Below are 22014 nucleotides of genomic sequence, written 5' to 3' on the forward strand. Positions count from 1 at the left end.
AAGGTTACTGCGTTGTCGGCTTGTTGTGCTCGGTGGTTGGCAGCGAACTGGGCAGGCGGGATTCGACCGCAGCTGCTGTGTGGTCGCACCTGGTTGTAGTCGCGTCGCCAGTCGGCGATGACCTGGCGGGCTTGGGCGAGCTCATTCATCTCTCGCCGGCCACTTTGGATGTGTTTGCCCGCTACGTGCAAGACGGCGATCAAGCTCCCGAGTCAGGCGGGCTACTTCTTGGGACAGTTCATGGCGAGCATCTGATCATTGAACAGGCCACAGCCCCAACTATCTGGGACCTCAGGCTGCGCACCTTTTTTCACCGCTCCCCATTCGGTCATGCCAAGCTTGCCCTTGATCGCTGGCGCGCCTCACGTGGCACGGTACGATATCTGGGCGAATGGCACACCCACCCGGAGGACTACCCGACCCCGTCCGGATTGGACCGCTCGGAATGGCGCCGACTGGCTACGGGGAGAAAAGACAAGCGACCGCAGCTTTCGATCATTGTCGGGAGGCAAGGTCTCCACGTCGAGCTGGTTCATGGAGACGGTAATGGCGACCTCTTTCAGCCCCACCGATAAAAAAATGCGTTGACCCATGAAGCCGCAAGCTTTGAAGCTCAAAGAGGCGACAAGCGGCGAGGGGGACTGGCCACTAGTCAGAAGCCTTGCAGCGACTGTTCTGGGTGTTGCGGACCACGAGTTGGCCTGTTGCGCTTAGGAGCCTGAGTCGCGCAACACAAGGCTCGATGCAAAAGGCGCAACAGATTAATGTGCTATATCGGCAAAAACGCTTTTAAATTTAGTCCGTTACTGATGCAACACTAAACATACCTACCAAGATTGCGAAATGATGTATCGGACTGTGGTGGCGTTCGTGTCCTCGGCGTGTTCTCAAGTGCCCTGTGCTGTTCGGATCCCTGTGCTGCTCGGATGCCTTGCTTTGCTGCGCCTGGAGTTCCTTCGCCTCCTGGCGGGCTCGATCAACATCGCTGAGCGCTCGATTCTCGACAGATCTGACGTACTCGGTCCAGTCCTCCCGCTCAGATTTCGCCGTCTCTAGAGCATCGTGAAGCCGGGCATCGAGTTGCTGTCTCGCTGTCTCGGTTCGGTCGGCTCTTCGACGCTCGAGATCTCGCTGCTCTGCGAGTTCAGAGATCTGTAGCTGAAGCTGGTCGACCAAGTGCTGTAGCTCTGAAGCTTGGGTCGTTGCAGTTCTCTCCCCAGTAAGTGCAGCGTCGCGCTCGGAACGCATTTGCGTCAGCTCGTCATCTACAAGTCGGGATTTAGCCTCCAGTGCATCACGCTGGGCGGCCAACACCTGCTCAGCCTCTGCAAGCTCTCGGTGGGCGGCCTCCTGAGCATGCTTCAGCGCCAGCTCCCACCATTGCCCGGCGAGCTCTGCCAACACTACTGGCGCTCCTTCCAAGTCCGGACGCGCTCGCTGCAGGCGCGTCCCAAGTCGGTTCCACCACGTCTCCAGCCAGCGGGTCACGGTATTCGGTGAGCCTGTCCCCAAGTGAGCCCGGATCCGCTCGACGGTTGGGCGCTCGCCCTTGGCGACCAGCTCGTCGGCGGCGGTATGAACGTCTTTATGGCCCGATTCTTCGGGAGGAGCAGGCGGCTCTGAGAATCGACCTTAGACTATGGCTTCGGCTTCCTCCATAGTCTTATCAGTACCTTGTACATTACCCAGGCGATCCAGCCGCAGACCACGCCGACCCCGGCGACAATAACTTCCTCCTCCCCAAAGAGGGACCCATTTAATCCTTGATATACGACGAAAGCTATCGCTCTTAATGACAGCAGGGCGAATAAGGCTATGGGCACCCAAAGTATAATCTTCATCATCCTCTCATTTGCAATCGCACGGATCATTGTTTGATGACTGGCTATCTATCATCTCAGGCCAGGCCCGGCTAACAAGCCAGCGCAGCCGGAGCCTGCAGCAGGCTCGGCGGCAACTAGAAGCTCGCACCGGCAGGTATGGTTCGTGCAAGTTCCCCCGCCCTTTAGTGCCCTTGCCCAATGGGCTACCCACATCTCTCTTGACGCTAAGTGGTCAAGGCCCAAATACCTACGAGAGCTCTTCGATCAGGAGCTGAACTCCGTTCTCGGCAAAGTAATTGAACTCTTTGGACACGCTGGGACTTCGCCAAACATCTCTTTGAATTTGAGCAGGAGCGCCCGTTCGAGCTGGTGCCAAGTCTTTACTCTTCTTCGAGGGCGACAAGTGATAACCCGGGCATGAAAGGATCGGACACCTCTGATGCCAAGAATATCCTCCGCCCTAGCCGCTACGCTCTGGGCGATACGAGAGGTGCCCTTCTTCGTCGTTCCGATATAGACAATACGCGTCTTTCCGAGCTCGTATCTGAGCTTCTTATCAGCAACAAGTACATATACCAATTTTGATTTGCCTATAGAAACACGAGTGGCTTCCATGGCGTGATCTCGATGCATCGAGAGTTTGAGTCGACGCAGTGCCATCTGAGGCGGCCCCCTTTGGTTAAACCGAGCCTCTGGGCACGGCCATATGGCTTATCCGTAGCTCACCGTACAGTGCATGGTAATTTCGTGCCAACGTCCGCTTTCGGTCAGAAGCGGACATCCGCCCTACCCACGATAAACATCCCTTATCGCGACTGGACTGACTTGGCAGGCAAAACGGGTTTTTGCGCAATCTCCAGCCTACTCACGTTGTCCACTGACACAAGAACTGCAGCTTTCTGTACCGGGTCCCAAAGCACATAGCTGTCACCCAAACGCCCCACCAAGCCCAGGCTGCCTTGCACCTTCTCATCAATGGTCACATTGACCGTGTACTTGCTGCTGCCAGATGTAATCGCCTTGGCGCGTTCGAAGCCAAGCCAGTTTGACGAGATCGGGACATAGACAATCATCACGAGCGCATAGACCAGCCACGGCGAGTTCTTCACGGCGGCCGGCAACACTGGGGACAGGCGTACTGCCATTGCACATATACCCGTCAGCGCCACACCTATCAAGACTGGCCAGGCATTGGACCACCAAAGCAAGGCGCCCATTCCAACAAGACAAAGAGCCAAGGTCAGCCACATCAGCAGATTGGCTGGGGACGGCGTCGCTGTCACCTTCCCCTCGACCCACCCTCCAAGCAGCAGCGCAATCAGTATGAAGAACAACACCATGCCGATCCCCGCAAGCCCTGCCAGCGCAAGCTCGCTTACGGCGACAAACTGAAAGGGATCCACGCCGAAGTGCCCCCAATACGCCTTCAGATAAAAGGCCCCTTGAATCAACCCGAACGTGACGAGCGCCGAACCCCATCCAGCAACATCAGCCATCGTTAGCGTCTTCTGCGTACGTTCCATGTATCCCCTTCCATCAATGCAGCCCCGCCACATAGTGGCATGCAGCGCTCCACCTCGCAGAACCCACCCTATTAACGTGACGCGTCACGCCCGATCACCCCGCCCATTGGCGCCCCTCCCCTCCCCCACTATAGTTCCACCCCTCACAAGGACGAGGCGGCACACATGCCCTATATCGGAATCGGACTCCACGTACTGGCGGCCATCTGCTTCGCGGTACACGCCATCCGCTCGGGCCAGAGCCTCTATTGGCTCATCCTGCTCTTCTCCTTCCCACTGCTAGGCAGCATCGTCTACTTCCTGGCGATCTACTTCCCGGAAGCCCGCAACTCGCGCGGCGCGCGGCAGGCAATCCGCTCCGCCAAGCAGCTCATGGACCCGGGCCAGGACCTGCGCAACGCGCGTGCCGAACTGGCGCGTACGCCCACCGTGCAGAATCGGGTTCGCCTCGGCATGGCACTGCTGGCTGCTGGCCAGGCCGAGGAAGCCAGAACCCTGCTTGAGCAGGCAGCCAGCTCGCCGCTGGGCGACGATCCCTACATTCTGACCGGCCTGGCGCGTGCCCGCCTCGATTCCGGGCAGCCCGCGCTTGCGGCGGAGACGCTGGAGGGCCTGTTCGCCCGCCATCCGGATGTGCGTCGCAAGCCGGAACAGACCCTGCTTTACGCGCAGGCAGTGGCGACCGCCCAAGCACCCGGAGCCCGCGCCGCATTCGAGCGGGCCGTGGAATGCGGAAACGATGCCGCCGCCCGCTGCCTGTACGCCGAGTGGCTGATGGCACAGCCGCAGCCCGACGATTGCGAGCAGGCCCGCAGCCTGTTCGCCAGCATCATCGACGATGCCCAGCATTGGTCGCGCCACGCACGGAGCCACAATGCCACATGGCTGGAGCGGGCCAAGGTTGCGTTGAAGGGTTACTGACGCCTGGCGGTCCTTGGCAATCCTGTCGCATTCGCCTCGCTCACGGCCTCGCCGGGCGGATGCCGACACTCGCTAGGCTTGCACCACCGGCATCGCCGATAGCGTTGTAGCGCAAGGCTCCAGTTTGGTTGCGTCGTATGCAACGATTCTGAAAATGTTGAAAGTAGTGACGTCATCAGCCCTACTGCATTGGCATCACGCATAGGTCCGCGTATTCCTTGCCCTGCCACCGTGCATCGGTGGTCGGGATTCGAAACCCCGGTTGTGTGGATGTTGCTCGCACTTGCCAGCCGGCACTGCTTCGCGCGGTGCCGGCTGGCAATCCGTCAGTCGGCTATGGCGGGCGGTGCGTGGAGGCCTTGCGCCTGCCCGGTCATCCACACACGGGGTTTCGAACCACGCATCGTCCGCCACCTTTATCGGTGGCGGCTTCTGCATGCACGCAAGGAGCCCCGCCATGACCCAGCCCCACTCCCCTGCCCCGCACCCTATCCACGACGTGCCCGCGAACGGCCCTGCGCTGGATCCAAACACGCTCATCGCCCTGCTGCACAGCATCGGCGCCGGCGTCGCCTCCGATGGCCAGCCGTGGCCAGAACGCCATCAGATGCCAGGCCGACGCATCGCCCTGGCGGACACCGACTGCTCGCTGGCGGGTCTTCGGGTGGTGCTGGAGATCCTGCTGGCCGCACAGCGTGCCCGCGAGAACGGCGAGCTGGAGCAATACGTCGGCCCGCGCGTGATGGAGGGGCTGATCATGGCCGGAATCGGCCTTACCGCACACGCCAGTACCCGACTGCATCCGGAGGGCTGAGTGGCCTGGTGGCGCTGGGCGGCCACCGCGCTCTGTCTTGCGGTGGTGGTTGCGGCACAGACGCAGTGGCTGGCGCCGCCCGTGCCCTCGCCTGTCGCGTTCCAAAGCATCAACGATGATCGATTCTCACAACTGCGCCGCCAGGCGATGCAGTTCGTGGACTCTCGGCCACAACAGGGCTTCCAGTTCGTTGAACGGCATCAAAGCGCCGGATTCCAGATTCACTGTGGAGGCGTTCCAGTGCTGTGGCTGGAGAGGCGCTCCCACCATCTGCTGTTGCAGGCCTCACTGGACGCGAAGCAGCGGGCGCCCGCCGTTGCGCGGTTGCGGGCGCTCCTCCAATGGCAGTTGGAGCCGTTGGATTACCTGGAGCAGGTACTGGCTGGCGTGCCGGAACCTGTTCTGTTGGATCGGGTGCTGCAGAGTCTTGCTAGTGATGTGCCTGATGGGGCGCGATGTGGCGTGCCGTAGTCGAGCATGACCCGACTCTACAGGGTTGCGGGCAGCGAGGGTTCGGGCTGCAGCTCTGCCGCTCGTCGCCTGCGCGACAGGCATTGGCTCAGTGATCATGCGGGTCACCTCCCGGCATCGATCCAGCCCGCATCGCGCGAACGCGCAAGATCGTCTGGCGTATCGATATCCAGGCCCAGTTCCGGTGCCTGTAGGACATGCACCGTATCGACGGGAAGTTGCCGCAGGCGCGCTCCGAAGCCGCGGTCACCGGTTGCACCGACAGAGGTGAACCATGCACGCGGCACTACTGCAGGAATGCCAAGCGCGTCTCCATGACGCGTGCCAGCGCACCCTGACGCCGAGGCGCGGGCACCCGAAAGCAGCGCCTGCAGATGGGAGCGCTCGATTGCGGGCTGGTCGCATGCCACGACCATCACCGCGGTCACCGTGGGCAGCAGGTGTGCGCCGGCAACCTGCAGACTGCTCGCTAGGCCGCGTTCCCAGTGGGGGTTGGTTACCGGAGTGGCCTCCAGCCCGGCAATGCTGGATGTCACGGCCTGTGCCTTCGCGCCCACTACGACTAGGACCTGCGCTGGCGCGAGCTCCCGCGCCAACCGCGCCACGCGATGTACCAGGGTTTCGCCCTGCCGGGTCAGAAGCTGCTTGGGCTGGCCAAGTCGGGTGCTCCCGCCGGCAGCCAGCACGACGACCGCATGCGCGTCAGTCACCTGCCGTGCGCGCTTCGCCATTGCTGCAGCTGCGCGGCGATGCTGAGCGAAATTGCCTCGGGCCCTCGGCCGCCGATGTTCAGGCCGACCGGTGATTGAAGTCTCGGGGAAAGGCAGTGGCGCTGATCCGGTGTCAGCAGCTTGAACAGATCCTCGCGCCTTCGACGCGGACCCAGCAGTCCAATGAACGCGACTTTGGTATCAGCCAGGGCCACCAGCGCCTCCCGGTCCAGTTCGAAGTCGTGATGCATCACCAGTGCCGCGTCGCACGGGTCGTCATGAAGGGCCTCGGCCGGGCTGGCCTGAAGATGCGCATCCGCGCACTGCCCGGCAGAGGCCCAGCGCGCTCGCCGTTCGGCCACGCTGACCCGCCACCCCAGGCCCCGCAGCAACGGAACCAGGAAGGGCGTTTCGGGACCGCCCCCCAACACCAGGACCCGCGGAAGCCGGAGCAACGGCAAATGCCATGCGCCCTCGCCAAAGGACTGCGCCCCGTCCATCGGATGCAGCTGCCATGCCTGCTCGCGATGGCCGGCGCGGAAAACGACCTGCCCCGACGTGCGAAGGTCGCGCTGGAGTGACACACCCTCGCGCAACCAGGCCTCGATGACGTCGTCGATGCCGGACATGGCACGCAACGGCAGAAGCGCAATTCGCAGCCGGCCGCGGCAGCCGAGCGCGGACCCGCTCAACAGGTCGTCGTCACTGCGGGTGTCGATCTCGATCCAGTCGACCCGCCCTGCCGCGCTCACCTGCTCCGCGCGTCGCGCGAGCTCGGGCTCCAGGCATCCGCCGCTCAGCCAGCCGACCTGGCTGCCGTTGCAGAACAGCACCATGTCGCCGGCACCGGCGTAGGTGGAGCCATCGGTTTCCAGCACCAGCGCGAGCACGGCGTGCTCCCCCGCGCGCAAGCGCGTCAAGGCCGTCTCGAGTACGCCGCGCGGGCTGCCTTCGGCGAGGAAGCCCGGCGCTGCGGACAGGTCCTCGGCAAGATCGCCGGGCTCCCCTCCGCCTGCGGCGGAGACCTCCAGAGTGGGCGAGGCTACGGGTCGGTCCATGCGCAACGTCAACCTATGTCGGGCAAGCCGGGCAACAGCTTGTCCAAGGTGATGGGATAGCTGCGCACGCGCACGCCGGTTGCGTTGTAGATCGCATTGGCGATCGCGGCGCCAACCCCGCAGATGCCCAGTTCACCTACGCCCTTGGCCTTCATCGGCGAGATCACCGGATCCAGCGTGTCGAGGAAGACCACTTCCTGGTACGGGATGTCGGCGTGCACGGGAACCTCGTAGCCGGCCAGGTCGTGGTTGATGAACAAGCCAAGCCGTTTGTCGACCACCAGCTCCTCCATCAGGGTCGCGCCCGCACCCATCACCATCCCGCCGATGACCTGGCTGCGTGCAGACAGCGGATTGAGGATCCGGCCGCCATCGCATACGGCAAGCATGCGGCGAATGCGCGTCTCTCCCGTATAGGCATGCACGGCAACCTCGCAGAAATGCCCTGCATAGGTGCCGACGTCGTAGCCTTGCTTGAAGTCGCCGAAGGCAATGCCGTCCTCCGCCGACAGTGTGCCCGCCTCCGCCAGCTTGATCGTCCGCCCACCCGCCTGGATGCGGCCATTGGCGAAGTTTGCGGTGTCGCCGTCGAAGCCGAGTTTCTCGCCCACCTTGCGGCGCAGGCTGACGCACGCCGCGTACACGCCTGCGGTGGAGCTTGCCGCGCCCCACTGGCCGCCGGAACCAGCGGAGGCGGGATGACGGGAGTCGCCGAGGGTCACCTGGACCCGCTCCAGCGGCACGCCCATGGTCTCGGCTGCCGTCTGCGCGATGATCGTGTAGGAGCCGGTGCCGATGTCGGTCATGTCGGTCTCGACAATCACCCCGCCCTGGCCGTCAAGCCGGACCCGCGCCGCCGACTTCATCGTCGGTGCGCCGCGATAGCCCGCAGACACGCCCATACCGACCAGCCAGTCCCCTTCCCTGACCTGCGCCGGCCTGGGGTTGCGCTTGTTCCAATTGAAGCGCTCCGCGCCTTCGCGCAGGCAGCGCACCAGGTTGCGGTCGGAGAACTTCTTGGACGGATCGCCGGGTACTACCTCGGGCTCGTTGAGGATGCGGAACGCGATCGGGTCGAGGCCCAGCTTCTCGGCCATTTCGTCCATCGCAACTTCCAGCGCCATGTGGCCCGGTGCTTCGCCCGGTGCGCGCATCGCATTGCCTTCGGGCATGTCGAGCGTGGCGATGTAGTTGGCCACCAAGCGATTGGCGCCTGCATAGAGCTTGGGCGTCTGCAGGGTGCCGTTCTCGCCGTCCTCGCCGTTGATGTTGCCCGACCAGTTCTCATGGGCGATGGCGGAGATCCGGCCATCCTTTCCGCAGCCGATCCGCACGCGCTGGAGGGTGGCGTGCCGGTGCGTGGTGTTGTTGGGCATCAACGGGCGTTGCAGCGCGATCTTCACCGGCCGCCCGACCTGCTTGGCCGCCAGCGCGGCCAGTACCGCGTCGGCACGGATGAACAGCTTGCCGCCGAAGCCGCCGCCGATATAGGGGGAGTCCACGCGCACCTTGGCAGGATCGATGCCAAGGATCGCCGCGATGCCCTGCCTGGCCCAGTCGATCATCTGGTTCGCCGTCCACAGCGTGAGCGTGTCACCCTCCCAGGCGGCGATGGTGGCGTGCGGCTCCATCATCGAATGACTTTCGTCGGAGGTGTGGTAAGTCTCGTCGAGCTTGACCGCGGCGCTCGCGTAGGCGGTGTCGAAATCGCCCAACGCCTGCCGGTCGGGCTTGCCGTCACGCCCCTTTGCCAGCGGCGCGGTTGGTGCCAGAGCGGGGAAATCGAAGCGGCCCTTGCTGCGCTCGTAGCGGGTGCGGATCAGCGCCGCAGCGGCGCGGGCCTGCTCGAAGGTCTCTGCCACCACGCAGGCGATGGCCTGATGGTAGTGCGCCACCTCGGCTCCGCCGAACAACGGTGCATTGTTCCAGTTCGATGTGCCGACCGGCTTGGTTTCCGGTGCGGTGATGACCGCCAGTACGCCGGGCGCGGCACGTGCGCGGGAGGCATCCATCGAAATGATGCGCCCCTTGCCGATGCCCGCACCGACGATGTAGCCGTAGGCCTGGTTCGGCGCCACGTCATGGCGCTCGTAGGCATAGGGGGCGGTACCGGTGGTCTTGCGTGGACCGTCGATGCGCGGCGTCGACTTGCCGACGACCTTGGCCTTGTCGAACAGGTTGTCGCCGGCGGGGGCGTTGAATTCAAGGGGCATCAGCGCTCTCCTTCCACCAGCACGGCTGCGAGAGTGCGCTCGGCGAGCGCGATCTTGAACGCGTTCTCCGGCGTCGGACGGGCACCGGCGAACACCTGCCGGGTCGCGGCCTTTACACCATCGCGCAGCAGCGGTTCGGCTGCCTCGACGCGCCACGGTTTCGGCGCGACCCCACCGAAGGCGAACCGCGCCGAGCCGTCTCGCTGCACGACCGCGGCGACCGACACCAGTGCGAACGCATAGGACGCGCGGTCACGTACCTTGTGGTACACGTGCCGACCGCCCAGGGGTTGTGGCAGCGTGACGTGGGTGATCAGCTCACCGCGCTGCAGCACGTTGTCCTGCTGCGGCTTGTCGCCGGGGGAGCGATGGAAATCGGCAATCGGGATGCTGCGCGTACTGCCGTCACCCCTGACGGTCTGGATCGAGGCGTCCAGCACCCGCAGGGCCACCGCCATGTCGCCCGGATAGGTCGCGATACAGCTGTCCGAGGTGCCGATCACGCCCATCTGCCGGGAGAACCCCTCGAGTGCGCCACAGCCGGATCCGGGCAGGCGCTTGTTGCAGGGCAGATTGGGGTCGTAGAAATACGGGCAGCGCGTGCGCTGCAGCAGGTTGCCGCCGGTGGTGGCTTTGTTGCGCAACTGCCCGGAAGCGCCTGCCACGATCGCGCGGGTCAGCACCGCGTAGTCGCGGCGCACGCGCTCATGCGAGGCCAGCGCGGTATTGGTGACCAGCGTGCCGATGCGCAGGCCGCCTTCGTCGGTGGGTTCGATCCTGTCCAGGCCGATGTCCTGCACATCGACCAGGTGCGCTGGCGTCTCGACCTCAAGCTTCATCAGGTCGAGCAGATTGGTCCCTCCGGCCAGGAACTTCGCGCCCTCGATACCGGCGACGGCCTTGGCGGCCTCGGCCGGGGATTTGGCGCGTTCGTAACTGAAGGCCCTCATGAGCGCCTCCCTGCAGAGGTCACCCTAGCAACCTCTTCCATCGCCTCGGCAATGTTGGAATAGGCTCCGCAGCGGCAGAGGTTGCCGCTCATGCGTTCGCGCATCTCCATGTTGGTGGCCCGGGGCCGTGCACTGACGTCTGCCTGTACATGGCTGGGGACACCCCGCTTGATCTCGTCCAGTACCGCCACCGCCGAGCAGATCTGCCCCGGCGTGCAGTACCCGCACTGGTAGCCGTCATGCTTGATGAAGGCGGCCTGCATCGGATGCAGGTCATCGGGGGTGCCGAGGCCTTCGATGGTGGTGATGGCATCGCCCTGGTGCTGCACCGCCAGGCTGAGGCAGGCATTGATGCGCTCACCGTTGACCAGCACGGTACAGGCACCGCATTGACCGTGATCGCAGCCCTTCTTGGTCCCGGTCAGCTTCAGATGTTCGCGCAGGGCATCGAGCAGCGTGGTCCGGGTGTCGAGTTCAAGCTCCCGCCGCTTGCCGTTGATGGTGAAGGCCACCGTGTTGATGACCGGCGGCCTGGGCGGCGGTGGCGTCGCCAGTTCGGCGGCGAGCGATGACGCCCCCGGTGCGGCGGACATTGCCACGGTCGTGACGCCGCCGGCGATCACCTGGCGACGCGTCAACTTCATTCCTTCATCACAACTTGGCACAGTGACCTCCTGGCGTTCGGGAAAATCCCGTGGCTGGATGGACGCGCTCACACTACCCAAGGGCCACTATGCCCATCTGCGGGGTACAGGTCTGTGAAGTCGGTCGGAGGCGCGCCGGCATCATCGGCCGAGCCTACTGGCCTTCGTCGGCTACCAGCTCTACTACCCGACCCGGTAAACATCCCGAATCTCAAAACTCGAAGACAGCCGAAGGAGCACTTTCCGGACCATCATTCTTTTCGAACCTCAAGCTGACGTTGAATCGCGACGCGAACACGATCGGCAGCCTCGAGGCTGACGCGCTCCTCAAGTACATCGGCCAGATCGTATAGCTGCTCCGGCCGCAGGCCGATGTTCATGCTGATTCCAATGTGGGACTGCAATTGGGGCTCCACCCCGTACATGGCGGCCAGCATGCTGACCGTAGCCAATTCGCGGCTTTGCCAATCAAGATTGTCGCGCTCGAAGATGTCGCCGAAGAGGTGCGTACGGAGGTATTGATTTGCTTGCGGGGCAAAATCGAACAAAGGCCCTGAGACAGGAGCGCCGGCGAGCCTGGTCTGGTTTGCCGTGCCTGCAGCGAGCAAGGCATCGCCTGTGGGAATCGGCTTGCGGGGCTCGCGGCCGGCGTCATCCTGGATGCCCTGCTGTCTACGCGCATCCGCCACCTTCATCAGTTCGCTCAACGCGTTCAGGCTCCGAGGAAACCCCGCATAAGCGTAGAGCTGCATCAGGAGCTCTCGCGTTTCGGCCAAACTCAATCCCGCGTCCAGGCCCTGGTTCAACGCCTGACGAAGGCCATCCAAGTCGCCGGCCGCTGCGAAGGCGCCGATCGGAATGATGGCTTTCCGGCGCGGATCCAGTTCAGTTGTGGGGGCTTGATTTGATTTGGTGTGCATCGCTATTCCTTCGTGTGCGAAAGCCATATAACCAGGAACGGCAGCAAGCGTCGCCGCGCCCAGCAGATTGGCAAGAAGGCTGGGCCCCAAGATGGGCAGCCAGCCTCTAGAACGACTCAATGCGGACCTCTACGGCCCCGGTCTTGCGAAGGAGCTGCAGCCCTCCTTCGATGCGACCCAGCCTTACGAGACCCTTTGAATAGCCAAAAGGCCTGTGAAAAATCGCCAGGTTTCCCCAAGGCGCATAGAAGGCCATATCACCTGCCACGGGCGTGATTCCCTCCGGCTCGCCCTCCACGTTTAGACTGCGCGGCAGCTGCGCAATCTTCTCAGTCGCGGCGTAGTCTTCAAGTTGTAGGGTCAGCGGCAACTGGGCAATGAACTCGCGTGCAGGAAGGCTGTCCTCCAGGGTGGCTGACAGAACTTGATCATTGATGATCAGTCGAATTTTCATGGGATGAATCTCCTGATTGGCCTCAGTTCTGGCGGCAGCGACGGCTGGATGATCGGGTGCGGCTGAGCAAGCGGCTACCGCCCCAAAAGCAACAAGGAGCACGAGCAGCTTCGCCGCTATGGAAGTGAGGCGCGTCATCGCTTCGGGGCCTGTGTGGCAATCCCCGCGGCTGACGTGTGCACATCATCAGCCGCAGTGGCGTAGGCAAGCAGCGCGGCAAGCAACAGGATGCCCGCACTGGCCAGGAACGTACTGGCAAAGCCAAGGCTGTCGAACAGCAGTCCGCCGAGAGTGGCGCCCAGCGCGATGGAGCACTGCACCACCGCAACCATCAGCCCGCCGCCGGCCTCGGCATTGTCGGTGAAGGTGCGCGCCAGCCAGCTCCACCAGCCGACCGGTGCGGACGTGGCCAGCAGACCCCACGCCGAGAGCAGTGCGGCGGTCGGCCAAAGATGGGGCCCGAGTGGAACCAGAGTGACGGCAATCAGCGCCATGAGCGCGGGAACAATCACCAGCGTGCGGTAGAGTCCGCGCCTGATGAATGCCCCGATGGCAAGTGTGCCCACGAAACCACTCACTCCGATCGCCAGCAGAACCCACGGAACAGCAGGTACCCCAGCATGCGTGACCCGCTCCAGGAACGGCCGCACGTAGGTGAACAGGGCAAACTGCCCCATGAAGAACGCAGCGCAGGCCATCATGCCTAGTGCCACCACGCGTCGCCGCAGCAACACGACGACTCCGCTGTGTGATCGGCCTTCCTCCGCTTCCATGGACGGCAGACAAACCCACTGCCAGGCCAGGACGACAGCTGCCACCGGCAGAAGACAGAGGAATGCGCCGCGCCATCCGATCATGCTGCCGAGATAGCTGCCCAGTGGCGCCGCAATGGCCGTTGCAAGGGCGTTGCCACTGTTGAATATCGCCAAGGCTCGCGGGACCTCGGCCTCCGGTACCAGCCGCATCGCGGTTGCGGCGGACAATGACCAGAAGCCGCCGATCACTACGCCGATCAGCGCACGGCCTGTCATGTAGACCGGATAGTTCTGGGCCAGCGCCACCACCAGTCCCGACACCGCCATCAACGCCGTGAGGGTCAACAGCAACGTTCGGCGGTTCACGCTACCTGCCAATCGCGAGATCGACAGGCTGGTCAACACCGCAAATACACCCGAAATGGCAACACCGTAGCCGGCAAGGCCTTCGCTAACGCCCAGGTCTGCTGCCAAGGGAGTGAGCAGGCTCACCGGCATGAATTCCGAGGCGATCAACGCGAAGATGCACAGCGTCATTGCGAGCACGCCGCCCCAGTTGGCGCGATGTACGAGGGCGTCGGTGCGGCTCATTTCCCGGCCAGGCCGCGCTGGAAGAACGTGGCCAGCTTGTCAAAGGGAATCAGCTGGACGCGGTCGTACAGATCCACGTGGCCAGCACCCTTCACCCAGTAGATCTCCTTCGGCTGCCCTGCCCTTCGGTAGGCGTCTTCACTGAATTCGCGGGAATGCGCGACGTCGCCGGAGACGAAGAGCATTGGCCGGGGAGAGATCGTCTCAATGTCGTTGAAGGGATGGAAGTTCATGAATTTGACCAGGCTGCTGAAGAGCGGCTGGGTTGTCAGTTCGGCCTTGTCACCCTTTGGCGTATAGGCGCCGCGCGGGGTGCGGTAGAAGTCGAAGAACTCACGCTGGATGGCGGGCGTGTCAGCATCGAGGCGGTTCACGGTGCCAGGCACGAACACCGGCGGCCCGCCCTTGAATTCGGCCAGACGCTGGTCTGTTGCGGACTGGATCACCGCCTTGCGCTGCTCCTGCGACTGGCCACTGTTCAGCCCCTGCCGTGCTGCCGCGCCCATGTCGTACATGCTGACCGTGGCGATGGCCTTGATGCGTGGATCGATCTTGGCGGCGCTGATCACAAAGCTGCCGCTGCCACAGATGCCCAGGCCGCCGATGCGGTCCGGATCGACAAAGGACTGCGTGCTCAGGAAATCCACGGCCGCACTGATGTCGTCCGAATAGATTTCCGGCGCCACCAGGTGTCGCGGCGCGCCGCCACTCTCGCCCCAGAAGGAAAGGTCGATCGCCAGCGTAACGAAGCCCTGCTCGGCCAGCTTCTGCGCGTAGAGCTGGGAACTCTGCTCCTTCACTGCGCCCATCGGGTGGCCAACCACCACTGCGGGCGCGCGGTTGCCGTCGGGCAGGCCTTGAGGGCGGTAAAGCGTACCCACCACCTCCGTCTGGTACTGGTTGTGGAAGCTCACGCGCTCCCCCTTGACCGTGGGGCTGCGGTAGAAGTTGTCGGCTCCCATGGACCGGGCTGGCGCCGGTGTGTCAGCGCCCATGGCTGAAGCCGGAACGTAGAGGCTGGCGAGCAGCGCCAGCATCAGCGTGGTGCGTTTCATGGGCTTATGGCCTCGTTTGGGGGACTCAGGTCGCCACGATAGGCCCCGCCCCCTACATCGATAAGCCGGTTGAAAGTTGATGCATTGCTGAGTTTTGCTCACAATTGATCCATGAGCACCGTGAAGACCCATGATCTGCAAGCGTTCCTGGTAGTGGCGCAGGAGCAGAGCTTCACCAAGGCCGCCGTTCGCCTCGGGGTTACGCCCTCTGCGCTGAGCCATTCGATGCGCCTACTGGAAGAGCGCCTGGGAATTCGCCTGCTCGCCCGGACCACGCGCAATGTCTCTCCCACTGAAGCGGGCGAGCGCCTGATGCGCTCCATCGCACCCCACTTCGAGGCCATCGGTGCCAGCGTGGAGGCGCTGGGTGACCTGCGCGACCGCCCAGCTGGAACGCTACGAATCTCCTGCACGGATGATTCCATGGAGACCATCATCCGTCCGCAGCTTGCCGGATTCCTGGACGAGTACTCGGACATTACGCTTGAGTTCTACGTGGATTACGGCTTCACCAATGTGGTGGAGCAGCGCTTCGATGCGGGCATCCGGCTCGGAGAGGCACTGAGCAAGGACATGATTGCTGTCAGGGTTGGCCCTGATTGGCGTCTGGTCGTGGTGGGCTCACCCGACTACTTCGAGAAGTATCCGAAACCGAAGAAGCCCGCCGACATTACGCACCACCGCTGCATCCACATCCGACATCGCCCGAACGGTGCCATCTATGCGTGGGAGTTCGAAGAGAAGGGCAAGGAATTCACCGTGCGCGGCGACGGGCCGTTGGTCTTCAACAGCATGACCCACGTCATCAATGCCGCACTGGATGGCTTGGGCTTGGCATACGCACCGGAACCGCTGGTGGCCGAGCACATCGCGCAAGGCAGGTTGGTGGCGGTGCTGGACAGGTGGTGCGTCCCCTTCCCCGGCTATCACCTTTACTACCCGAACCGTCGGCAGCCGTCGCCGGCATTTGCGGCGCTGGTTGCGTGGTGGAAGCTGGATAGGTGATGTGGAGGCCGATCCCGGGTGCGGTCATAATTCCCCCTTTGTGCCCTGTATCGGCTGGAGATGGACACCAGCCCTACCCCGATAGATCTTCCTAATCCCCTGCCTCAGTGCTGCCCGCTTCCGACCAGAAGCGGGCGGGCGCCTGAACGTCACTCCATTTCCCGCAGAAGCAGCTGCATCTCGATACTGCATGCCGCCAAGTCATCGTCCAGCGCTGAATGTCTTTGCTGCATTCTTAGCGTGGGCAACCATGGCGGGAATAAAAAGAAGGGCGAGATACAGCAACAGGAATGTCAAGCCTATGATCCAGCGCTGACCGGCAAGTGTAAGAACAATCGGAAGGGCAAAGACGAGGCTTACGATGCTGCTGTAGAAGAGCAGTGCGACGTACTTCGCTGTGCCGAGATCAGACGAAATATCTGTCCCGCAATGAAAGCACCGGGATTTCGCGGTTTGACGCAAACATTGCCAGAGGGAGAATCTTATTCCTGGATTTCCGCAGCAAGGGCAAGTGAAAGATAGCGGGTTTATCATTTGCACACTTCCTCGCCTACGATCGCAGCGGCGGCAACAGCTTGCGGATTATGGTGGACACCCTTGAAAGCGGATCCGTACGCGGCCAGGATCGAAACTGAGGCGCCCACTGGAAGGGAGAATCCGTAGCCAACCGCGCTTCCCGACAATCCACGACTTATCAATTGTGCAGGATACTTTGTGGCAACCGCACCAACTGCAATTGCCGTTTGCCCTGGATGCGACAGGGCTTGATCTCGAACGACGCCTAGTTGGGCATTTGTATCAAATGCTTCCCGCAGAGGGGTTTGACCCAGCAGACCAGCTTGGGCCGCTAGCGCCGTCCCGCCCCAAGCCACGCCGTCAATGTAGCTTGCAACACCATCCGAAACTTGGCTAGCGACGCTCTTGCTTGGCAGCTGACTTCTGATCTCACTGAATGATGCAGAAAGGCATTCGCAGTCCTTCAATCCCAGCTGGTCAACCCTCATGATCGGATTCCCGCCAGCATAAGCATATGTATTGCCTCCCGCTGCCTGCCCCAGGGGATCACTCTGCACGTAGCGCCCAATGGTCGCATCGTAGTCCCGGAATCCGTTGTACCACAGCCCACTCTCGGCATCGTAGTACTGCCCCGGGAAGCCGATGTTCAACCCTCCGATGTTGTCCAGCAGCACGCTTCTGCCGTACGCGTAGTTGTACGCCTTCCATACCATCTGCTGGCTGTTGTTGGTCGCGTGCTCTGGTCGCCCCAGATGGTCGGTATGCACATGGCTTATCTGCCCACTGCGCGCAATGCCCACCAGCTCACCGTCAAACCACAGGTAGTTCGTCCACGCAGCCTGGGTCTGCTCGGCGAGCAGCTGGTTCTGCCCCTGGTAGAAATACAGGCTGGCACTCTGGCTGTTGCGCTTGCCTACCCGCTGTCCAAATGCATTGAGCAGGTACTGGGTCGACAGCCCTCCAATGTTGCTCTGCTCCATGCGATTGAATGGCCCATAGGTCCAACTCGATGTGCTGGCGCCGTCAGTCTCGCTGATGCGGTTTCCGAGGCCATCGTACTGGTAGCTGCGGCTTACGCCGGGGGCGGTGTACCCTTGGATTCGGTTGCTCAGCGGATCGATGTTGTAGGTGGTGAGCTGATTGCCCGTCAGGTAGCTATTGTAATTCCCGCCAGCATCGTACCCCAGCGTGTGGCTTGCGCCAGCGCGCTGAAGCTGGGTTAGCCGGCTAAGCGCGTCGTAGCCGAATATCTGGGTGCGACTGGCATCGACATCGTCGCCGATGCGGGTGATCTCGTTGTCTGCGTTGTAGCTGTAGTTCGTGCGACTCACCGGACTAGTGTCCGGTCGCCTTACTGCCATGGCCTCCAGCCGCCCGCTGGAATCCAGCGCGTAGGTGCGAGTAAGCCCATTGCCATGTGCAAGGCTCTTTCGGGTACCGATAGCAGTGTAGGTAGTGTCTGCGATGACGGTGTACGCTGTCACCCCAATCGTAAGTTGCAGCGACTTTGCCTGCCCCAGTGAAGTGTAGGAGTAGCGGGCTATCGCACCATCGGGATAGGTGAGAGTTGAAAGCCGCCCCAAGGCATCGAACGCGTACGACGTGGTCTGTTCTACCGTGGCGCCGCCCAGCGTGCTGCGATCCTTGCGGCTGGTCATCTGCCCCTCGGCGTTGTAGGTGAAGCTGTTGCTCGCCCCTGGCGCACTGGAGGCGCACAGCCTTCCTTTCCCGCCAATGCAGCTGTCGTAGCTGAATGTCTGCTGCTGCCCTTCGGCAGTGATGCTCGTCGCGCGTCCCAGGCCATCGTATCCGTACCCAACTGCGCTTCCGTCATTCCGGACAGTGGCGATACGCAAACCGCTCGCATCGTACTGATGATCAGTGACACCCGTATCCGGGCTGTTCTGCTTCCACAGTTGGCCAAACCCGTCGTACTCGTACGTGGTGGTCAGGCCTCGCGGGTCACTGATCCGCGTCAGACGATCGCCGGAATCGTAAGAGAAACTGGTGGTCCCATTCGCAGCGTCGATGGACTGAACCATGCGCCCCAACGGGTCATAGCTCATTTTCGTCACCCGGTTCTGCGAATCGGTGATCTGCGTGACGCGCCCTTCCGCGTCGTAGCTGTAACGCACGTTCAAGCCGCTGGCGGAAGTCTCGGCAATCACCCTGCCGAGCTCGTCATACTCGTAATTGGTCGCAACCATGACGGTATTCATCGCCATGAGAGTCAATGTGATCAGTGACATCAGCGCGGCACCTCGCAATCAAGGCCAGACGGGCCGGAACATCCACCCATGACGTTCTCCACGCCGATACTGACTGTCGGCCGCGGCCCCCACCCTGCCCCGCCCGTCGCCATCTGTGCGACATAGGTGTAAACCCAGCTGCCGGTACCCCCGGGGTTCGGCGGCTCCACTTCAATGGCGAACGTTGCCACGCCTCCGGGCGGAATATTGCCGGGCAGTCCGCGCCTCTGGTCCAGTCGTTCCAGGCCCCAGGCCAGGTAGGTGTTGCCGTCCCAGATGACGTTGCCGGTATTGCGCACCTGTGCCGTCAGCGTGCTGCCACCGCCGCCCTGGATGTATTCCGGATTGGCATTGAAGGTGATGAACTCGGCACTGCGAACGATCGCAGGAACCGCAAAGCTTCCCGATCGGTTGATGAGTAGATGCTGTTGGTCCGCAGGAGAAATCGCATGGATGAAAACTGGCTTACCGGCGTGGGCCTCGCGCACTGCCGTACTCAATGGCAGCCGGAATCTATACGCCGAGCCCTGGGCCTGGCAAGCGTTGGCAATGCCGGCGTCACTGGCCAGATCTGCCCTGCCTGAGACAACGAAGGTGCCTGCCCCTGCAGGGCCTCCAACATAGGCATGCACATCAATGGAGGTGTTCACCCCCACCGAGCAGGCCCAGCCCTCGACATAGTAATTCCAGCCCGCATCATTGCTGACGCCGGCGACATCGCCGATGACGGTTGCGGTGGGAATGGCGAAGGCGCCCGAGTTGCCGAGTGGTTTGTTGAACGCGACGCCCTGCGGTGAAAGTCCGTAGATGGTGACGGTTTTTCCGCCGAACTGCTGGCGCTGGGCCAGGGAAATCGGCAACTGGAATCGATAGGCGCTTCCGTTGGCCTGGCAGGCTGCGGCGACGCCGGTCTCACTGGCGAGGCTTGCCTGGGCCCCTCCCAGGAATGTGCCGCCATCGACATAACCATGCACGTCGATGGAGCTGTTTGAGCCGGTGCTGCATGCCCAGCCCCGCAGGAACCAGTTCCAGCTTTCGTCGTGGGTCAGCTCATCGATCACGCCCATGACGGTGCTTCCCAGCGGATAGTCGGTATGGGCGATTTCCTTGCGGGTGACGTTCGAGGCGGCATCGTAGCTGTATCGGGTCCAGGCGTAGGTGCCATCGCCAAGTGGCTTTACTTCCGACTGCAAGCGGCGCGCAGCGTCGTACTGATAGCGCTCGATGACCCCGTCCGGCCGGGTCAGGCTGGCGAGATTGCCTGCGCCGTCGAACCCGTATGTGGTGGTCGCCCAGCTGCTGCCGACGCTGTCGCGCTGGCTCGTCACCCGGCCGCGCGCATCGTAGCTGTACTCCCTGTGCTGGCCATTGACCTGTGTTACCCGCGTCGGCCTGCCCAGGCCGTTGTAGCCGCTGAATCCAGTGCTATGCCCGAGTGCATTGGTGATGCTGAGCAGGTCGCCCTGGGCGCTGAAGGTGGAGGTGACATCGTCCTGGGCCAAGGGCCCATCGACCTTCATCGATGCTTTCAGGCCATTGGCGTGGTAGGTGTAACTGTAGTTCGTGGTTCTGCTTTGATTGGCAACGCCCTTCGAGCTGAGGTTGCGCACGGTTATCGATGCTACATTGCCACGCGGATCATAGGTGTACGATGCTTCCTGATCGCCTGCCACTGTCACTTTGGTTCGACGATTCCGGGCGGTATCCCATTCGAACGTTGTGGTGCGCTGGGTGGGAGTGCCCGTTGCCTCTGTCTGCTTCAGCAGATAGCCCTGCGGGCTGTAGTCGAAGTCGGTGAGGTTGTCGGCGAAGTCATGAACCAGATCGGGGTATCCGTTCGCGTCGTAGCTGCGCTCCTTGTAGCTGGCGGCGCAACGCGGTGATGCGGCCCCGGCCACCGACGTCTGCCGACCATCCTCATAGGCATAGGTGGTTATGCGCCCCAGAGGATTGGTCTCGATGGTCTTGATCTTGACCGGGCGCTGCTTGCTGTCGGATGTTGCAGAGAGTGCGGCATTGCCCTGCCCAGAGGAGCCGGCGGACATCGCCAGGGGAACGCTGCCACCCGGCAGCGAGAGCGGCTGGTAGCACACGCCTCCTTCGCACCAACCCCGCTCTTCCTCCGAGTACGGGCCACCTGGCCGAGTGGGTGACGGCGGAGGCAGAACGGGCTCTGTGCTTTCGACAACATAGCTGAAGAGGTGGCGGTCAACACCGCCGGCATGCTCCGAAAGGATCGCGCGCCTTTCGGCGTCGTAGGCGAAGGTGGAATAGCGCACGCCGTTGAACGACTTGCCGGTGAGGCCGCCGGGATAACGGTTGTCTTCGTAGTGATAGGTAACGGTTGTCGTGGGGGCACCTGGCAGCGTGGTTGACGCCAGCCGCCCCCGCCCTGCCCCGAATACATTCGGCGAATAGTTGTACTGATAGACATTGCCGGCCGGGTCGGTCACCTGTGTTACCTGCCCGCCTGTCCAGGTGAACTTCACCTGGCGACCGGACGCATGGGTGACCGTCTGCAGATACTTGCTGTTGTATGCAAAATCCCAGGCCACACCCTGCTCGTTGCGCAGCTGGATGATGTAGCCATCCGTGTTGTAACGTTCGGTGCCGTTCTCGTCGTTATGCAGCGTGTAGCTGCCGTCCGCGTTCTTGACGATGTAGGCGATTGGCTGTGCCTTGTCTTCGTTCCATCGCCCGGTGGCCGGGTCCAGCAGGAACTTGATCCGGCGACCATCCGGTCGTTGATTCCAAGCGGTGTACTGGTCGGCAGAGAGCACGATCGAGTAGTCGAAACTGCTCAGCCAGTGATTGCCGAACAGCCCGGTTGCACTCCAGTGATGGTTGTAGCTGCGCTGCAGATACAGACCCATTTCGCCGCCACTGGCGAAATCGAGCTCATGCTCCACCTTGTTGCCGGTGTAGAGAATGACCGGATTGCCCTTGGCTTCTCCGCAGTCTCCGCTACGATCGTCGGTCTCCTGCTCTTTGGCGGTCTGCGTGGGCTCCGAGCCACCGCCACCACCGCCAAAGTCGCCAAGAGAGTCTCCGGGCCCCAATCCTGGCTCAAGCCAGGAGAAAGAGCTCGAGAACGGATCCCAGTGCCTCATTCGCGTTTCGACCTTGTCCATGGTCTTCATGGCGGTCGCTGGAGGACTGCTTATCAAGCCTCCACAGAAGCTGAGTGCGGGCAGGAAAAGTAGAACTCTGGAACGGGACTTACCTGTCGTGCGGAGCTTCATGCTCTCTCCGGGTTCCTATTGGGGGTGATTCGCACTTGGCGAACGTCGCCTGAATGTGGCACTCATATTTGTGAAAGCTAACAGCACATTAAGCAAAGTG

Annotated in this window: 17 protein-coding genes and 2 pseudogenes; 5 read left to right on the forward strand and 14 right to left on the reverse strand. The window is 62.5% G+C overall.

Annotated elements, in window-relative coordinates; all coding sequences use genetic code 11:
* Positions 1 to 140 (reverse strand): annotated as a pseudogene (locus AC5P67_RS08995) (integrase core domain-containing protein); the annotation flags it as partial.
* Between the two features lie 45 nt (positions 141 to 185).
* Between AC5P67_RS08995 and AC5P67_RS09000 the strand changes: the two are divergent.
* Positions 186 to 575 (forward strand): Mov34/MPN/PAD-1 family protein, encoded by a 390-nt coding sequence (locus AC5P67_RS09000; RefSeq protein ID WP_229298564.1) that lies wholly within the window; start codon positions 186 to 188, stop codon positions 573 to 575.
* 220 nt (positions 576 to 795) lie between these two features.
* Here the strand turns inward: AC5P67_RS09000 and AC5P67_RS09005 are convergent.
* Both AC5P67_RS09005 and AC5P67_RS09010 read right to left on the reverse strand, forming a co-directional pair.
* Positions 796 to 1575 (reverse strand): annotated as a pseudogene (locus AC5P67_RS09005) (DNA-binding protein); the annotation flags it as partial.
* A gap of 1054 nt (positions 1576 to 2629) precedes the next feature.
* A complete protein-coding gene (locus AC5P67_RS09010; RefSeq protein ID WP_099527873.1) occupies positions 2630 to 3346 on the reverse strand; it encodes a hypothetical protein in 717 nt (238 codons plus the stop codon).
* Between the two features lie 165 nt (positions 3347 to 3511).
* Here AC5P67_RS09010 and AC5P67_RS09015 point away from each other — a divergent pair, with 165 nt between their 5' ends.
* The 3 genes from AC5P67_RS09015 to AC5P67_RS09025 all read left to right on the forward strand — a co-directional run bounded on the left by AC5P67_RS09015 (position 3512) and on the right by AC5P67_RS09025 (position 5552).
* Entirely contained in the window at positions 3512 to 4267 is a 756-nt protein-coding gene (locus AC5P67_RS09015; protein ID WP_164173127.1) for a tetratricopeptide repeat protein, read from the forward strand.
* 457 nt (positions 4268 to 4724) lie between these two features.
* Positions 4725 to 5081 (forward strand): hypothetical protein, encoded by a 357-nt coding sequence (locus AC5P67_RS09020; protein WP_164173125.1) that lies wholly within the window; start codon positions 4725 to 4727, stop codon positions 5079 to 5081.
* On the forward strand, positions 5082 to 5552 hold the full coding sequence (locus AC5P67_RS09025; protein ID WP_164173123.1) for a hypothetical protein: 471 nt from the start codon (positions 5082 to 5084) through the stop codon (positions 5550 to 5552). It begins immediately after the preceding gene.
* Between the two features lie 104 nt (positions 5553 to 5656).
* Here AC5P67_RS09025 and AC5P67_RS09030 read toward each other — a convergent pair whose 3' ends face one another.
* From AC5P67_RS09030 to AC5P67_RS09070, 9 genes are all read right to left on the reverse strand, one after another.
* A complete protein-coding gene (locus tag AC5P67_RS09030; protein WP_111118014.1) occupies positions 5657 to 6283 on the reverse strand; it encodes a nucleotidyltransferase family protein in 627 nt (208 codons plus the stop codon).
* A complete protein-coding gene (locus AC5P67_RS09035) occupies positions 6259 to 7320 on the reverse strand; it encodes an XdhC family protein (RefSeq protein ID WP_099480632.1) in 1062 nt (353 codons plus the stop codon). The genes AC5P67_RS09030 and AC5P67_RS09035 overlap by 25 nt, the downstream gene beginning before the upstream one ends.
* A gap of 8 nt (positions 7321 to 7328) precedes the next feature.
* The gene (paoC, locus tag AC5P67_RS09040; RefSeq protein WP_099480630.1) at positions 7329 to 9533 is read right to left on the reverse strand and encodes an aldehyde oxidoreductase molybdenum-binding subunit PaoC; all 2205 of its coding nucleotides are present in this window, start codon (positions 9531 to 9533) and stop codon (positions 7329 to 7331) included.
* Positions 9533 to 10483 (reverse strand): FAD binding domain-containing protein, encoded by a 951-nt coding sequence (locus AC5P67_RS09045; protein WP_099473258.1) that lies wholly within the window; start codon positions 10481 to 10483, stop codon positions 9533 to 9535. Before AC5P67_RS09045 ends, paoC begins: the two co-directional genes overlap by 1 nt.
* Complete coding sequence (paoA, locus tag AC5P67_RS09050; protein ID WP_076739991.1) at positions 10480 to 11127, reverse strand: aldehyde dehydrogenase iron-sulfur subunit PaoA; 648 nt, start codon at positions 11125 to 11127, stop codon at positions 10480 to 10482. The genes AC5P67_RS09045 and paoA overlap by 4 nt, the downstream gene beginning before the upstream one ends.
* Positions 11128 to 11378: 251 nt before the next feature.
* On the reverse strand, positions 11379 to 12047 hold the full coding sequence (locus AC5P67_RS09055; RefSeq protein WP_150359830.1) for a carboxymuconolactone decarboxylase family protein: 669 nt from the start codon (positions 12045 to 12047) through the stop codon (positions 11379 to 11381).
* A 106-nt stretch (positions 12048 to 12153) separates the two neighbouring features.
* Entirely contained in the window at positions 12154 to 12501 is a 348-nt protein-coding gene (locus AC5P67_RS09060) for a cyclophilin-like fold protein (RefSeq protein WP_058983026.1), read from the reverse strand.
* A 134-nt stretch (positions 12502 to 12635) separates the two neighbouring features.
* Positions 12636 to 13847 carry an MFS transporter gene (locus AC5P67_RS09065; RefSeq protein ID WP_495214585.1) on the reverse strand — a complete coding sequence of 404 codons (1212 nt, stop codon included), beginning with the start codon at positions 13845 to 13847 and terminating at the stop codon, positions 12636 to 12638.
* Positions 13844 to 14902, reverse strand: coding sequence for an alpha/beta hydrolase (locus AC5P67_RS09070; protein ID WP_150359832.1), 1059 nt, complete (start codon positions 14900 to 14902; stop codon positions 13844 to 13846). The genes AC5P67_RS09065 and AC5P67_RS09070 overlap by 4 nt, the downstream gene beginning before the upstream one ends.
* A 111-nt stretch (positions 14903 to 15013) precedes the next feature.
* Here AC5P67_RS09070 and AC5P67_RS09075 point away from each other — a divergent pair, with 111 nt between their 5' ends.
* Positions 15014 to 15907, forward strand: a complete 894-nt coding sequence (locus AC5P67_RS09075) for a LysR family transcriptional regulator (protein WP_150359833.1) — start codon at positions 15014 to 15016, stop codon at positions 15905 to 15907.
* Positions 15908 to 16437: 530 nt separating this feature from the next.
* Here the strand turns inward: AC5P67_RS09075 and AC5P67_RS09080 are convergent.
* Positions 16438 to 18672: an RHS repeat-associated core domain-containing protein gene (locus tag AC5P67_RS09080; protein WP_223846405.1), complete on the reverse strand. Its 2235-nt coding sequence runs from the start codon at positions 18670 to 18672 to the stop codon at positions 16438 to 16440.
* The gene (locus tag AC5P67_RS09085) at positions 18672 to 21812 is read right to left on the reverse strand and encodes a DUF6531 domain-containing protein (RefSeq protein WP_150359834.1); all 3141 of its coding nucleotides are present in this window, start codon (positions 21810 to 21812) and stop codon (positions 18672 to 18674) included. Before AC5P67_RS09085 ends, AC5P67_RS09080 begins: the two co-directional genes overlap by 1 nt.
* Positions 21813 to 22014: the final 202 nt, after the last annotated feature.

The sequence above is a fragment of the Stenotrophomonas sp. YJH_SMC_21 genome (assembly GCF_059369555.1).